At 67.7% G+C, this 13,283-nt stretch carries 13 protein-coding genes; 3 read left to right on the top strand and 10 right to left on the bottom strand.

What is annotated here, in order from left to right:
- Window positions 1-55: 55 nt before the first annotated feature.
- From holA to ABSY19_RS15815, 7 genes are all read right to left on the bottom strand, one after another.
- A complete protein-coding gene (holA, locus tag ABSY19_RS15845; RefSeq protein WP_382153190.1) occupies window positions 56-1,108 on the bottom strand; it encodes a DNA polymerase III subunit delta in 1,053 nt (350 codons plus the stop codon).
- 22 nt (window positions 1,109-1,130) lie between these two features.
- Window positions 1,131-1,670 carry an LPS assembly lipoprotein LptE gene (lptE, locus tag ABSY19_RS15840; protein ID WP_382153187.1) on the bottom strand — a complete coding sequence of 180 codons (540 nt, stop codon included), beginning with the start codon at window positions 1,668-1,670 and terminating at the stop codon, window positions 1,131-1,133.
- 10 nt (window positions 1,671-1,680) lie between these two features.
- A complete protein-coding gene (gene leuS / locus ABSY19_RS15835; protein WP_382153184.1) occupies window positions 1,681-4,362 on the bottom strand; it encodes a leucine--tRNA ligase in 2,682 nt (893 codons plus the stop codon).
- A gap of 114 nt (window positions 4,363-4,476) precedes the next feature.
- A complete protein-coding gene (locus ABSY19_RS15830; RefSeq protein ID WP_382153181.1) occupies window positions 4,477-4,911 on the bottom strand; it encodes an ExbD/TolR family protein in 435 nt (144 codons plus the stop codon).
- A gap of 79 nt (window positions 4,912-4,990) precedes the next feature.
- Window positions 4,991-5,668: a MotA/TolQ/ExbB proton channel family protein gene (locus ABSY19_RS15825; RefSeq protein WP_382153179.1), complete on the bottom strand. Its 678-nt coding sequence runs from the start codon at window positions 5,666-5,668 to the stop codon at window positions 4,991-4,993.
- A 31-nt stretch (window positions 5,669-5,699) separates the two neighbouring features.
- Window positions 5,700-6,464 (bottom strand): 4-hydroxy-tetrahydrodipicolinate reductase, encoded by a 765-nt coding sequence (gene dapB / locus ABSY19_RS15820; RefSeq protein ID WP_382163832.1) that lies wholly within the window; start codon window positions 6,462-6,464, stop codon window positions 5,700-5,702.
- Between the two features lie 53 nt (window positions 6,465-6,517).
- Entirely contained in the window at window positions 6,518-7,084 is a 567-nt protein-coding gene (locus tag ABSY19_RS15815) for an outer membrane protein assembly factor BamE (RefSeq protein WP_382153176.1), read from the bottom strand.
- 187 nt (window positions 7,085-7,271) lie between these two features.
- On the opposite strand from ABSY19_RS15815, the gene fur reads away from it, so the two are divergent.
- Entirely contained in the window at window positions 7,272-7,715 is a 444-nt protein-coding gene (gene fur / locus ABSY19_RS15810) for a ferric iron uptake transcriptional regulator (RefSeq protein ID WP_291113688.1), read from the top strand.
- Window positions 7,716-7,826: 111 nt separating this feature from the next.
- Here fur and hprK read toward each other — a convergent pair whose 3' ends face one another.
- From hprK to hpf, 3 genes are all read right to left on the bottom strand, one after another.
- Window positions 7,827-8,777 (bottom strand): HPr(Ser) kinase/phosphatase, encoded by a 951-nt coding sequence (hprK, locus tag ABSY19_RS15805; protein WP_291113686.1) that lies wholly within the window; start codon window positions 8,775-8,777, stop codon window positions 7,827-7,829.
- A gap of 92 nt (window positions 8,778-8,869) precedes the next feature.
- Window positions 8,870-9,340, bottom strand: a complete 471-nt coding sequence (locus ABSY19_RS15800) for a PTS sugar transporter subunit IIA (protein WP_382153173.1) — start codon at window positions 9,338-9,340, stop codon at window positions 8,870-8,872.
- Window positions 9,341-9,482: 142 nt separating this feature from the next.
- Window positions 9,483-9,812 carry a ribosome hibernation-promoting factor, HPF/YfiA family gene (gene hpf / locus ABSY19_RS15795; protein WP_291113681.1) on the bottom strand — a complete coding sequence of 110 codons (330 nt, stop codon included), beginning with the start codon at window positions 9,810-9,812 and terminating at the stop codon, window positions 9,483-9,485.
- 230 nt (window positions 9,813-10,042) lie between these two features.
- On the opposite strand from hpf, the gene ABSY19_RS15790 reads away from it, so the two are divergent.
- The gene (locus ABSY19_RS15790; RefSeq protein WP_382153170.1) at window positions 10,043-11,824 is read left to right on the top strand and encodes an ATP-binding protein; all 1,782 of its coding nucleotides are present in this window, start codon (window positions 10,043-10,045) and stop codon (window positions 11,822-11,824) included.
- A gap of 31 nt (window positions 11,825-11,855) precedes the next feature.
- A complete protein-coding gene (locus ABSY19_RS15785; protein WP_382153167.1) occupies window positions 11,856-13,121 on the top strand; it encodes a patatin-like phospholipase family protein in 1,266 nt (421 codons plus the stop codon).
- Window positions 13,122-13,283: the final 162 nt, after the last annotated feature.

Genomic DNA, 13,283 nt, shown 5'->3' with positions numbered 1-13,283 from the left:
TCGCTTTCGTTGCGTTTCTGGCTGAGACCTCGCGTCAGGCCAGTGGGGTGAAAGCCTACCGAACCGAACAGGCCAAAGAAACCTTCATGGCCATCTGCTGCAAAGCCTGCCAGGGATCGGCCGGCCAGGTAGGCACTTTGAGGCCCTTGACGATGCCATCCACCGTGTGCGCATCGTCGAGCCAGCGCGAGAGGGTGGCGATGCTGAGCAGAGGAATCGCCCGCTCCATGAGCTTCTCCTTCACCCCCCACACCCGGTTTTCGCGCAAAGCCATCGGCAACGGCCGCCCCGCATCCATCGCGGTGCGGATGCGGTGCAGCGTGCGAATGTCTTCCGACAAAGCCCAATGCACCAACACCGGCGCCTCGCCCTCCGCCTGCAAACCGTCCAGCATGCGCTGCACCCGTTGCACTTGCCCACCCAGCACCGCCTCGGCCAGCTTGAAGGCGTCGTAGCGGGCCACGTTCAACACCGCCCCCTCCACCTGCTCGAAGCTGAGTTCACCCGCAGGATGCAACAGCGCGAGCTTCTGGATCTCCTGGTGCGCCGCCAGCAGGTTGCCCTCCACCCGGTCGGCGAAGAACTGCAGCGTGCGCTGCCCCTCCTCGCCCGAGGCCACGCGTTGCCCCTGCTGCTGCAGGCGCTGCGCGATCCACTGCGGCAAAGCCTTGCGGTCCACCGGGTCCAGCTTCACCGTGGCGCCAAAACTCTCCAGCGCCGCGAACCAGGCGCCCTTCTGCGTCGCCATGTCCAGGCGCGGCAACAGCACCAGCGTGAGCGTGCTGTCGTTGCCCTGCGAAGCCTCGGCAATCTGCTGCAACACCTGCGAGCCGTCCTTGCCAGGCTTGCCGGAAGGGATGCGGATCTCGATCAGCTGCTTGTCGGCGAACAGGCTCATCGAGCCGCCACTGGCCAGCACCTCGCCCCAATCGAAATGCGCGCCCGCCACGGTGTGCACCGTGCGCTCGGTGTAGCCCTGCTCGCGCGCCACCGCGCGGATCGCGTCGGCCGCCTCCTGCACCAGCAAGGGCTCGTCACCGTGCAGGGTGTACAGGCTCCTGAGCCCGCGCTGCAGTTGGGCGGTGAGTTGGGGTGGGGCGATCTGCATGGGTCTCGCTGGGCGCTGTTCGTCAGAGGGATTTCACCGCCGCCATGCGGCGCACGACCTGCTGCACGGCATCGCTCACCATGTCCCGATACAGCAGCTCTTCTTCGGCCGCCTTCGAGAGCACGACCGTTTCGTTGAAGCTCAGGTCGCGTTCGAGCAGCAGCTCCGTGTCCTCGATCAGTTCCTTGTCCGTCGCCGTGCGCAAGCGGAAGGTGAAGCGCGTGCGCAGCTGCAGTTCGCGCACCTGGCCGGCGGCCGTCTGGCCCACGGCGATGCGCTCGCGCTGGTCGGCAACCACGGTCAACACCACGTCGGCGGGTGCCGCACCGCTCACCACCTGCAGGCCGTTGGTGAGCAGCGCCTTCCGCAACTCGTACGCCACGGGTGTGCTCGCGGCACTGGCGAAGCGCACGGTCTTGAAGGCGAAGGTGGGCGCCTGGCGCAGCTTGAAGCCGCAGCCGGCAACGCCGCCCGTCAGCACCACGGCGCCCGCCGCCAGTTGCAACAGCGCGCGGCGGCGCGTGGCGGAAGGAGACGAAGGGAGCGCGCGGCGGGTTGGCATGTATCGACTTTCAGATGACCACGTTGACCAGGCGACCGGGCACGACCACCACCTTTTTCGGCGCGGCGCCCGCGGCCTGCTTGATGAAGGCTTCGCTGGCCAGCGCCGCGGCTTCGATGGTGGCCTTGTCCGCTGCGGCGGGCACGGTCACGCTGCCGCGCAGCTTGCCGTTGATCTGCAGCATGAGTTCGATCTCGTCACGCTGCAGCGCGGCGGGGTCGGCCTCGGGCCAGGGCGCATCGAGCAGCTCGCCCGCGTAGCCCAGGTCGCTCCAGAGCGTGTGCGCGATGTGCGGCGTGGCCGGGTAGATCGAGCGCAGCAGGATGCCGAAGCCTTCGGCCAGCGCGGCGTTGTCGCCGGCGGAGCCGTCGGGCTTGAAGTCTTCCAGCGCGTTGAGCATCTTCATCGCGCCTGAGACCACGGTGTTGTATTGCATGCGCTGGTAGTCGTAGTCCACCTGCTTGAGCACGGTGTGGATTTCCAGCCGCAGCGCCTTGGCGGGCTTGGACAATGCCTGGCCCGCCACGCCGGCGGCGAGCGCGCCCAGGCCAGCGGTGGCCGAGAGCTTCACGCCGAAGGCCCACACGCGGCGCAGGAAGCGGTAGCTGCCCTCCACCGCCGCGTCGTTCCACTCCAGCGTGGCTTCGGGCGGTGCGGTGAACATGGTGTACAGGCGCGCGGTGTCGGCGCCGTATTTCTCGATCAGGTCTTGCGGGTCCACGCCGTTGTTCTTGGACTTGGACATGGTGCCCACGCCCTCGTAGTCGATCGGTGTGCCCACGGGCAGCATGCCGTCGCCGCTGGTGGCGGGGTTCTTGAGCTTGGCGCCCACGATCTTGCCGCCTTCGTCGAGCACGTGGTCCACGTCGTGCGGCCAGAAGTAGTCCTTGCCGCCCTTGGCGGTGCGCCGGCTGTAGATGTGGTTGAGCACCATGCCCTGCGTGAGCAGGTGGGTGAAAGGCTCGTCGACCTTGACCAGGCCGAGGTCGCGCATCACCTTGGTCCAGAAGCGCGCGTACAGCAGGTGCAAGATGGCGTGTTCGATGCCGCCGATGTACTGGTCCATCGGCATCCAGTAGTCCGCGCCGCCAGCGACCATCTGCTCGTCGTTGGTGGGGTCGCAGTAGCGCATGAAGTACCAGGACGAGTCCACGAAGGTGTCCATGGTGTCGGTCTCGCGGCGCGCGGGCGCACCGCACACGGGGCAGACCACGCCGGCGTGGAAGCCCTCGTGCTTGTGCAGCGGGTTGCCCGAACCGTCGGGAATGCAGTCCTGCGGCAGCACGACCGGCAGGTCCTGCTCGGGCACGGGCACGGCGCCGTGTTCGGCGCAGTGGATGATGGGAATGGGGGTGCCCCAGTAGCGCTGGCGGCTCACGCCCCAGTCGCGCAGGCGGAAGGTGGTCTTCTTCTCGCCCATGCCCTTGCCGGCCAACAGCTCGGCGACCTTGTCGACGGCGGCCTTGTGGCCCAGGCCGTCGAGCACGCCGGAGTTCACGCACACGCCGCGCTGCTTGTCGCCGTACCAGTCGGCCCAGGTCTCGGTGCTGAAGGTTTCGCCCTCGACCGCCACGACCTGCTGGATCGCGATGCCGTACTTGTTGGCGAACGCGAAGTCGCGCTCGTCGTGCGCGGGCACGCCCATCACGGCGCCGTCGCCGTAGCTCATGAGCACGTAGTTGCCGACCCACACATCCACCTCCTTGCCGGTGAGCGGGTGGGTGACGGTCAGGCCCGTGGCCATGCCCTTCTTTTCCTGCGTGGCGAGTTCGGCTTCGGTGGTGCCGCCGGTTTTGCACTCTTCGATGAACGCGGCCAGGGTCTTGTTGCCTTCGGCCGCGTGCGTGGCCAGCGGATGCTCGGGCGCCACGGCGCAGAAGGTCACGCCCATGATGGTGTCGGCGCGCGTGGTGAAGACGTACATCCGGCCGCCGCCGATCGGCGCGCCACCGGCGTCCTGAATCGTGTGGGGGAAAGCGAAGCGCACGCCCTCGCTCTTGCCGATCCAGTTTTCCTGCATCAGGCGCACCTTGTCGGGCCAGCCGTTGAGCGTGGCCTTGGGGTTGCCGATCTGCACATGGTCGAGCAGTTCGTCGGCGTAGGCGGTGATGTTGAGGTAGTAGCCCGGGATCTCGCGCTTCTCGACCACCGCGCCGGTTCGCCAGCCCTTGCCGTCGATCACCTGCTCGTTGGCCAGCACGGTCTGGTCCACCGGGTCCCAGTTGACGACCTGGGTCTTGCGGTAGGCGATGCCCTTTTGCAGCATGCGCAGGAACAGCCACTGGTTCCACTTGTAGTAGCTCGGGTCGCAGGTGGCAACTTCGCGCGACCAGTCGATGGCCAGGCCCATGGCCTGCATCTGCTGCTTCATGTACGCGATGTTTTCGTAGGTCCACTTCGCGGGTGGCACGCCGTTCTTGAGCGCGGCGTTCTCGGCCGGCAGGCCGAAGGCGTCCCAGCCCATGGGCATGAGGACGTTGTGGCCCTTCATGCGCAGGTGGCGCGCGAGCATGTCGTTGATGGTGTAGTTGCGCACATGCCCCATGTGCAGCTTGCCACTGGGGTAAGGCAGCATCGAGCAGGCGTAGAACTTCGACTTGCCCGCATCCTCGCTCACGCGGTAGGCGTCGATGGCGTTCCAGTGGGCGTGCGCGGCGCGCTCGACTTCCTTGTGGGCGTATTTGTCTTGCATGAACCAGGGGCCGGACCAGCCGGGGACGGGGTGAAAGGAGAGAGGGCGCGCGGTGGCGCGGGGAGATGCGGGATTTTAGGCCTTGGCCCGATCCGCACGCCCGTGCCCCGGCATTCAGCGCGCGGCGGGGGGCGCGCTGTCGGCCACGAAGCCGATGCGCGAGAGGCCGGCGCTCTGCGCCAGGCCGATCAGCTGCACCACGCGGCCATAGGGCGCGGCGGCGTCGGCGCGCAGCTGCAGCTCGGTGGCGGGGTTGCGCCGGGCAGTCTCCTGCAGGCGCTGGCGCAAGGCGTCCTCGGCCAGGGGTTCGTCGTTCCAATGCAGCTGACCCTGGGCGTCCAGGGCCAGGGAAACAAAGGCATCGGCCGCCGCCGGGGCGGTGGCGGGCACCTCGGCCTTGGGGAGTTCCAGGGCCAGCCGGCTGGCCATGAAGGGGGCGGCAATGATGAAGATCACCAGCAGCACCAGCATCACGTCCACCAGGGGCGTGACGTTGATGTCGCTCATGGGCCGGTCGCCCGTGGGGCGTTCCAGCCTGCCGAAGCTCATGCCCCCACGCTCCGCCGCTGACGCGGGTCGCTGCCCCCCGAGGGGGCTGACCTGCCTTGGGGCGGCCCGGCGGCAGGTCTCACGATGGACTCCCTGAATGCGCCAGGAGCTCGCGCAGGTCACGCGCGAAGCCTTCCAGGTCGGCCTCGATGCGGGCGATCTGGCGGCCCAGCACGTTGTAGGCGAGCACGGCGGGAATCGCCACCGCCAGGCCGGCGGCGGTCATCACCAGCGCCTCGCCCACCGGGCCGGACACCTGCTCGATGCGGAAGGGCCCATCCAGCCCGATGCCGGTGAGCGCGTGGTAGATGCCCCAGACGGTGCCCAGCAGGCCCACGAAGGGCGCGGTGGAGCCCACGGTGGCCAGCAGCACCTGGCCGAACTGCAGGCGGTGCAGCACGCGGTGCAAGGCATCGCGCAGCACACGGGTGAGCTGTTGGGAGCGGTCGCCGGCGGCAGCCAGGGTGTGGGGGGCTGCGCTGTCCAGGCCGCGCGCGGCCTGCAGCAGGGGCAGCACGATCCGCTGCGGGTCGAACCGGCCCAGGCGCGCCTGGGCGTCGTCCAGGTCGCTGGCCTGCCAGAAGGCGGCGGTGCTCAGGCTCAGGTCGGCTGCGGCGCGGCGCAGCAGCCAGGCCTTCCAGAGAATGACCACCCAGCTCGCGACCGACATGGCCAGCAGCAGCAGGGCCACGGCACGGCCGAGCGCGTCGGCCTGGCTCAGGGTTTGCAAAAGCCCGACCGGGGCGCTGGCGTCCATGGCGCTGGGGTTCTTCTGCGGGGACCCGGGCTCAGCGCAGGCTGAGCACGTCGAACATGTCGTACAGCCCGGCCGGTTTGCCCGCCAGGAAGCGCACCGCGCGCAGGCTGCCCTGCGCGTAGGTGGTGCGGCTGCTGGACTTGTGCGTGATCTCGATGCGCTCGCCGGTGCCCGCGAACAGCACGGTGTGGTCGCCCACAATGTCGCCGCCGCGGATGGCCGCGAAACCAATGGTCGACGGGTCGCGCTCGCCGGTGACGCCTTCGCGCGCGTAGACCGCGCATTCCTTGAGGTCGCGGCCCAGCGCGTCGGCGATCACCTCGCCCATCTTGAGGGCGGTGCCGCTGGGCGCGTCCACCTTGTGGCGGTGGTGCGCCTCGATGATCTCGATGTCGTAGCCCGTGGCCATGGCCTTGGCCGCCATCTCCAGCAGCTTGAGCGTGACGTTGACGCCCACGCTCATGTTGGGCGCCATGACGATGGGGATCTGCTTCGCGATCTGCGCGATCTCGGCCTTCTGCGCGTCGGTGAATCCGGTGGTGCCGATGACCACGGCCACGCCCAGCTTCGCGCATTCGCGCAAATGCGCCATCGTGCCCTCGGGGCGGGTGAAGTCGATCAGGAACTGGCTGCCCGAGAGGCCGGCGGTCAGGTCGGCGGTGATGGCCACACCACTGGCTTGGCCCGCAAAGCCGGCCGCGTCCTGGCCGATGGCCGGGCTGCCGGCGATGTCGAGCGCGCCGGTCAGGGTGCAGTCGCCGCTGTCGCGCACGGCTTCGACCAGCATTTGGCCCATGCGGCCGCTGGCGCCGGCCACACACACGCGCAGGGCGGCGTTCACGGCGGCGCTCAACGTGCCGCTCCCGAGCTCTCCAGCGGTGGGTAGACGGTGTCGGGCGATGGCGCCGGCGGCGTCGGCTCGGGCGCCAGGGGGGTGTTCTTGTCCTGGAAGGATTTCAGCTGGGCCTCGGTGGCCTGCAGCGGCGGCACCTTGCCGAACTTGCGCCGCGCGTCGAGCGAAGCCACGAATTCCACCTCGCTGGGCAGCTCGTCGCCCTCAAAACGTTCGAGCGTCTCGCCCTTGAAGAACGCCGTCAGCTTGCGCTGCTGGGGCTCCTGGCCCTGGCGGCGGAAGGTGAACACGTAGTCCCAGCGGTCGGCATGGAACACGCTGGACAGCAGGGGCGAGCCCAGGATGTCGCGCACCTCGGCCCGCGACATGCCGGGCTTGAGCGCCTGCGCCTGCTCACGCGTGACCACGTTGCCCTGCACGATGTCGATCTTGTAGGGGGTGATGATGGTCGGGACGTAGCTGCAGGCCGAGAGCGAGGCCACGGCCATCAGCGCGCACAGGGCGTGCGCCAGACGCGGGGACGGCTTCGTGGAACGGGCGCGGCGGGGTGAGAGGAAATGCATGTGGGCTGACCCTGGAGGCGTAACGCCGTGTGCCGCACAGGGAAAAATGCGGCAGCCGGCGGACGCTGGCGATATGATCCGGTCATTGTAGCCCCGGGGTCCTGCACCGGAGGGCACCCACCCCAGGGGTCGGCGATGCCCGGTGGCGCTCATTTGCGCCTGTTTCAACCCCTTGCACCTGCCTGCCATGACCAACATCGAAGAACTCAAGAGCACGGGGCTCAAGGCCACCCTGCCCCGGCTGAAGATTCTGGAGGTGTTCCAGAACGCCAAGCAACGGCACATGACGGCCGAAGACGTGTTTCGCGTGCTGCTCGAAGAACGCTCGGACATCGGCCTGGCCACGGTCTACCGCGTGCTGATGCAGTTCGAGCAGGCGGGCCTGCTCACGCGCAGCAACTTCGAGTCGGGCAAATCGGTGTTCGAACTCAACGAAGGCCAGCACCACGATCACCTGGTCTGCCTGGACTGTGGCCGGGTCGAGGAGTTTTTCGACGCCGAGATCGAGAAGCGCCAGCAGATGGTGGCCAAGGCCCGTGGCTTCGTGCTGCAAGAGCACGCGCTGTCGCTCTACGCCAATTGCAGCAAGACCGACTGCCCGCACCGGGGCAACGTGCACCGCGTCACCTGACGAACGCACCCGGGTTTTCTTCTCAAGAAGCGCCGCGGAACTGGCTTTGCCAGGCCGCAGGCACTGTCCCCTGGAGGGGGTGACGCCGCAGGCGGCGCGGGGGTGTTCCTTCTACTCACTGCGCGACATGGCCGCGCGGTGGCGTGAGACGAATTCCTGGTAGGTGTCGATGCCGCGCAGCTGCAGGATGGTGTTGCGCACGGCCGCTTCCACCAGCACGGCGATGTTGCGGCCGGCCACCACCTGGATCACCGCCTTGCGCACCGGCACGCCCAGCACGTCCTGGTACAGCGGCTCGTGGGGCATGCGCTCGTAGTCCCGCTCCATGGTTTCTCGGCGCACCAGGTGCACGATCAGCGAGAGCCGCATCTTGCGGCGCACCGCGGTCTCGCCAAAGATGGCCTTGATGTCGAGCAGGCCGATGCCGCGCACCTCGAGCAGGTTCTGCAACAGCTCGGGGCAACGGCCCTCGATGCTGGTCTGGTTGATGCGGTAGAGGTCCACCGCGTCATCGGCCACCAGGCCGTGGCCGCGCGAGATCAGTTCCAGGCCCAGTTCGCTCTTGCCCAGCCCGGATTCGCCGGTGATCAGCACGCCCATGCCCAGGATGTCCATGAACACACCGTGCATGGAGGAACGGTCGGCGAAGTGGCGCGAAAGATAGGCACGCAGCACGTCGATGACAAAAGCCGCCGACTCCTGCGTGGAGAACATCGGGATCTGGGCCCGCTCGCACATCGCGGTGAGGGCGTCGGGCGCGGTCTGCCCGTCGGCCACCACCAGCACCGGCGGCTCCAGCGTGACGATGCGCGCCACGCGGCGTCGGTTGTCGTCCTCACTGGGGCTGGTGAGGTAGGCGACTTCGCGCTCGCCGAACACCTGCACGCGGTAGGGGTGGATGTAGTTGAGGTACCCGACCAGATCGGCGCCGGAACGCGCGGCGCGGATGGCGACTTCGTCGAAACGGCGCTCGGAGGCCCCGAGGCCGGCGATCCACTGCCATTTCAGGGCGTCGCGATGGTCCTCGAACAGGACATCGGCGCTGACGACGGTGGGTTTCAAGGCGAGTGGCCAGCCGCAGGGCTGCCCCAAGGCTGGTCAAGCCCCTTGGGGGGCAGCGACCCGTGAAACGGTGAAGCGTGGCGGCTCAAAATTCAGGCGGCGGCGTGGGCCGACTGCCAGGACGTGATCAGCTTGTGCAGCTCGGCAGCGTCGGTGGAGGTCTTCATCTGCTCGCGCAGGGCGCTGTCGCTGAGCATCTCGGCGATCTCGGACAGGATTTCGAGGTGCTTCTGCGTGGCCACTTCGGGCACCAAGAGGAAGATCATGAACTGCACCGGCTGCTCGTCGGGCGCGTCGAAGCCGATCGGGCTGGCGAGCTGGAACACCGCGGCCAGCGGCTGCTTGAGACCCTTGATGCGCCCGTGGGGGATGGCCACGCCATGGCCGAGCCCGGTGGAACCAAGACGCTCACGCGCGAAGAGGCTGTCGGTGATCAGGGCGCGGTTGAGTCCGTGCTCGGTTTCAAACAGCAGGCCTGCCTCTTCGAATGCGCGTTTCTTGCTGGTGGCATCGACGCCAACGAGCACTTGCACGGCGGGCAATATGGCGGAAAGTCGGTTCATGTGGGCCCTTTCGGACCGCAAATTATGCCGAGTTGGTGTCCCTTGGCTAGACTGCGGGCACAAAAAAGCCGCTTGACATATCAAGCGGCTTGCTGCAATGCAACATTCTTCACGCTCCCGGCGCCGGGAGCCGTGAGCGGGGTCACATCAACCGTTTGACCGTACCGTGGTGATGGTCTTGCGTCTTGTCCTTGTAGCGCAGCACCTGGCGGTCCAGTTTGTCGGCCAGTTCGTCTACCGCCGCATACAGATCGGCATGGACGCTTTCCGCAAACAGGTCGCGCCCTTTGACGTGGACATTGCACTCGGCCTTTTGTCGCAGGTCCTTCTCCTTGAGGTTGTCCACCGTCAACAGCACCTTGATGTCGACCACTTGATCGAAGTGTCGGGAGATGCGTTCCAGTTTGGTGGTGACGTAACCGCGCAAGGCGGGTGTGACCTCGAGGTGGTGACCGCTGATCGTCAGGTTCATAGATGAGCCTCCATTTGCTCCGGGTTGACACAAGCCGCCTGGGGCAAGACCTCCCGACGGCCACGGGGATGTCTTGAGACCACTATGCCCATGAATGCCCGCCGGCGCAAGCCGCAGGGGGCAACAAAGCGTGATAAACCGATGAAACGCTGCAGTGCCAGAAGCGTAAACTGGCAGCCACACGGGAGTTGGCAAGCGACCGAGGGGTGGCCTCAGGTACGAATTTGTTCATGCCCGACACCGTCGACACGTTGAAGCTGAAACAGCGCCTGTTGCATGAGCAGGTGAGCATCCTCTTGCGCCACCTGCCGGGCATGGCGGTGGGCACCGTGCTGCTGGCCAGTGGTGCCGCCTGGCTGCTGATCCTGCGGCATCAGCCCTCGGATCTGGTGCTGGGCTGGTGGGCAGGGATGGCGCTGTATTCGGCCTTGCGCCTGGTGCTGTACCTTGGCCGGCAGCGATACCCCGTCACCGACGCCAACGCACGCCGGTGGGCGCTCGTGCTGATCGCGACCTCAGGCGGCGCCGGCCTGATGTGGGGCTCGATCACGCTGCTGTTCTTCACCCCCGATGACCTGTACACGCAGGCCATCATCGCGATCGTGCTATGCGGCATCCTCTCCAGCGCCACCCAGTCGATCGGATCGTACTGGCCCGCGCACCTGGCATTTGCCATTCCCTGTTCGTTGCCCTTTTCGATCCACTGCCTGATCGCGGGCGGTTCGGCCTTGACCATCCTGGGGCTGCTGTCGCTGCTGTTTCTGGTGTTCACCGCCTCGTTCGCGCGCAGCATTCCCCTGTCGCTGCGGCAATCGATCCAGTTGCGCATGGAGAACGAGGCGCTGGTGGAAAGCCTCACCCGGGCCAAGGAGCATGCCGAAGCGTCCGAGCGCCGAAAGACGCGGTTTCTCGCCGCGGCCAGCCACGATCTGCGGCAACCCATCCACGCCATGGGCCTGTTTGTCCCCGCGCTCCAGCGCCTGGTGCGGCACGCTCGGCCGTCCCCTCAGGCGCTGGCCGATATCGCCGATCGCATGCATTCGGTGCTGGAGAGCATGGGCCAGTTGCTGCAGGTGCTGATGGAAATCTCCCGGCTGGACTCTGGCGCCGTCATGGTTCGAAGGGCCCCCTGTGCGATCAACCCCGTCCTGTTGCAGGTCGGCGAGGTCTTGCGCGACCAGGCGAAGGCAAAGGGCCTTCGGCTCCGACTGATGGACACCCCTCTGTGGGTGCAGGCCGATCCCGCGGTCTTGCACACGGTTCTGCTCAACCTGGTGGCCAACGCGGTGCGCTACAGCGAGCGCGGCGGGGTGCTGGTGGGTGCCCGGCGGCGGGGCGACGAGGTGGAAATTCAGGTCTGGGACACCGGCATCGGCATTCCGGAAAGCGACATGCCCCGGGTGTTCGACGAGTTCTACCAAGCCAGCAATGCGCGCCGGGCATCGGCGCAGTCGCGTGGCTTCGGCCTGGGCCTGTCGATCGTCCATCGTTCGGCGGAGTTGCTGGACGCGCGCCTCAACGTGCGCTCGCGCGTGGGCCGGGGCTCGGTGTTCTCGGTGTTCCTGCCACGCTGCGATCCCGTGATCGAGGCGCCCGCCCCCACCAGGACATCTGCACCGGCTGCGCCCACTCAGGTGGTGCTGGTGCTGGACAACGACGAGCAGGTGGTTCGCGCGCTCACGCATTTGCTGAGCGGCCTGGGCCATCGGGTGCTGGGCGCGCAGACGATGCGCGGCGCCCTCGTCCTGGCATGGAACAACAGCGCCTCGATTTCGCTGATCGTGGTCGACTACCACCTGAGCGAGACCTTCGATGGCCTTCAGGCCATCTCCCGGCTTCGGGGCATTCTCGAACGCGAGGTGCCGGCCCTGGTGATCACCGGCGACGCGAGCGTGCAATTGACGGACGAGGACCTGCGGCAGGACATCACCCTGCTGAACAAGCCCGTCGATCCCCGCGCGCTGCAGCGCTGGATGGCCGAGGCCGCCCCATCGGCCGCGGCGATTGTTTAGGATGTGACGATTCACACCTTTCGACACCCCTTTGTCCCTCGACACCCTCATCACCCACAACACGCTGCTGCCTGCGTCACCCGAATACGGTGACGGCGCCTGCGCGCTGGTGCTCATGGGGGGCGGCGCGCGCACCGCGTACCAGGTGGGCGTGCTCAAGGCCGTGGGCGCCCTGCTGGCCACGCGAGCGACCGCGGGCCCGGCGGTGCCGGTCTTTCCGTTCCAGTGGCTGTTCGGCACCTCGGCCGGCGCGCTCAACGCGAGTTACCTGGGCAGCATCGCCACCCAGGGCCTGCCCGCGCTGTCGCAACTGGCCACGTTCTGGAGCGGCCTGCGCTCGGAACGCGTCTACCGGCTCGAAGCGCCCGGTTGGGTGCGCGCGAACCGCGTGGTCGCCGGGCTCACGCTGGCGCGGCAGGTGCGCCGGCACCGTGCGCTGCTCGACACGCTGCCACTGGTGGACACGCTGCACCGCGCGATCGACCTGCAGGGCCTGGAACGCGCGCTGGAGCAACGGCTGATCCATGTGCTGGGCGTCACGGCATCGAGCTACACGACCGGCGAGCACTGGACCTTCTGCCAGACCCGGCTCGGCCACCCGGTGCAGCCCTGGCACCGGCCGGGGCGGCGCTCGGAGTTCCAGCCCATCACCATCGAGCACCTGATGGCCTCGAGCGCCATCCCCTTCCTGTTCCCGGCCGTGCCGCTGTGGGTGGACGGGCACAAGGAGCATTTCGGCGACGGTTCGATGCGGCAGCTCTCGCCGCTCTCACCGGCGATCCAGTTCGGCGCGCGCCGCATCCTGGTGATCGGCGTCGGCCAACCCCAGCGCGCCGGCCTGGCCGCGCGCAACGGCAGCGAGCCCACGGCAGGCACCATCGCCGGCCACGCCATGGCCAGCGTGTTCCACGACACCCTGCAGGCCGACGTGGAACAGACCCAGCGCGTGAGCCAGACCCTGGCGCGGCTGCCGCCGAGCCTGGCCGCCGCGCTGCCCTACCGGCCGGTGGAGGTGCTGGCGATCCAGCCCAGCTTCTCGCTGGACGAGCTCGCGAGCAAGCACATCCGCGAACTGCCCGCGCCCACCCGCAACACGCTGGCGGGCCTGGGCGCACTGGACACGCGGCGTGGAGCGGCCGGCAGCGCGGCCGCGCTGGCGAGCTACCTGCTCTTCGAACCGGGCTTCGTCAACGCCCTGATCGAGTTGGGCGAACACGACGCCTGGCGGCGAAAGGACGAACTGATGCGTTTTTTTGGCACATCCGAAGACCTCGGGGCTGGCACCGCGGTGCCATAATTCGGCCTGTTTCACACATGGAGACCCGCATGGAAAGCACGCCCCCCAGTTGCGTGCTTTCAGCCACCCCCGCGACCGTCTGAGCGCCGCCCCCGAGCGGCTTTGGGTCAGGCGGCCGGACGGCTGAAAGCAGCACCCGAACCGCCCCCGAGGCCCGCGGAG

The sequence above is a fragment of the Hydrogenophaga sp. ANAO-22 genome, from assembly GCF_042466645.1.
Classification (GTDB): Bacteria; Pseudomonadota; Gammaproteobacteria; order Burkholderiales; family Burkholderiaceae_C; genus Hydrogenophaga.
The sequence above is the reverse complement of the archived record's forward strand: the minus strand, read 5'-3'. Positions and strand labels throughout refer to the sequence as shown.

Excerpts from the sequence above, each read along its gene's own strand:
- holA (WP_382153190.1), bottom strand. The coding sequence starts at position 1,108 with ATGCAGATCGCCCCACCCCAACTCACCGCCCAACTGCAGCGCGGGCTC.
- lptE (WP_382153187.1), bottom strand. The coding sequence starts at position 1,670 with ATGCCAACCCGCCGCGCGCTCCCTTCGTCTCCTTCCGCCACGCGCCGC.
- leuS (WP_382153184.1), bottom strand. The coding sequence starts at position 4,362 with ATGCAAGACAAATACGCCCACAAGGAAGTCGAGCGCGCCGCGCACGCC.
- ABSY19_RS15830 (WP_382153181.1), bottom strand. The coding sequence starts at position 4,911 with ATGAGCTTCGGCAGGCTGGAACGCCCCACGGGCGACCGGCCCATGAGC.
- ABSY19_RS15825 (WP_382153179.1), bottom strand. The coding sequence starts at position 5,668 with ATGGACGCCAGCGCCCCGGTCGGGCTTTTGCAAACCCTGAGCCAGGCC.
- dapB (WP_382163832.1), bottom strand. The coding sequence starts at position 6,464 with ATGGGCCAAATGCTGGTCGAAGCCGTGCGCGACAGCGGCGACTGCACC.
- ABSY19_RS15815 (WP_382153176.1), bottom strand. The coding sequence starts at position 7,084 with ATGCATTTCCTCTCACCCCGCCGCGCCCGTTCCACGAAGCCGTCCCCG.
- fur (WP_291113688.1), top strand. The coding sequence starts at position 7,272 with ATGACCAACATCGAAGAACTCAAGAGCACGGGGCTCAAGGCCACCCTG.
- ABSY19_RS15800 (WP_382153173.1), bottom strand. The coding sequence starts at position 9,340 with ATGAACCGACTTTCCGCCATATTGCCCGCCGTGCAAGTGCTCGTTGGC.
- hpf (WP_291113681.1), bottom strand. The coding sequence starts at position 9,812 with ATGAACCTGACGATCAGCGGTCACCACCTCGAGGTCACACCCGCCTTG.
- ABSY19_RS15790 (WP_382153170.1), top strand. The coding sequence starts at position 10,043 with ATGCCCGACACCGTCGACACGTTGAAGCTGAAACAGCGCCTGTTGCAT.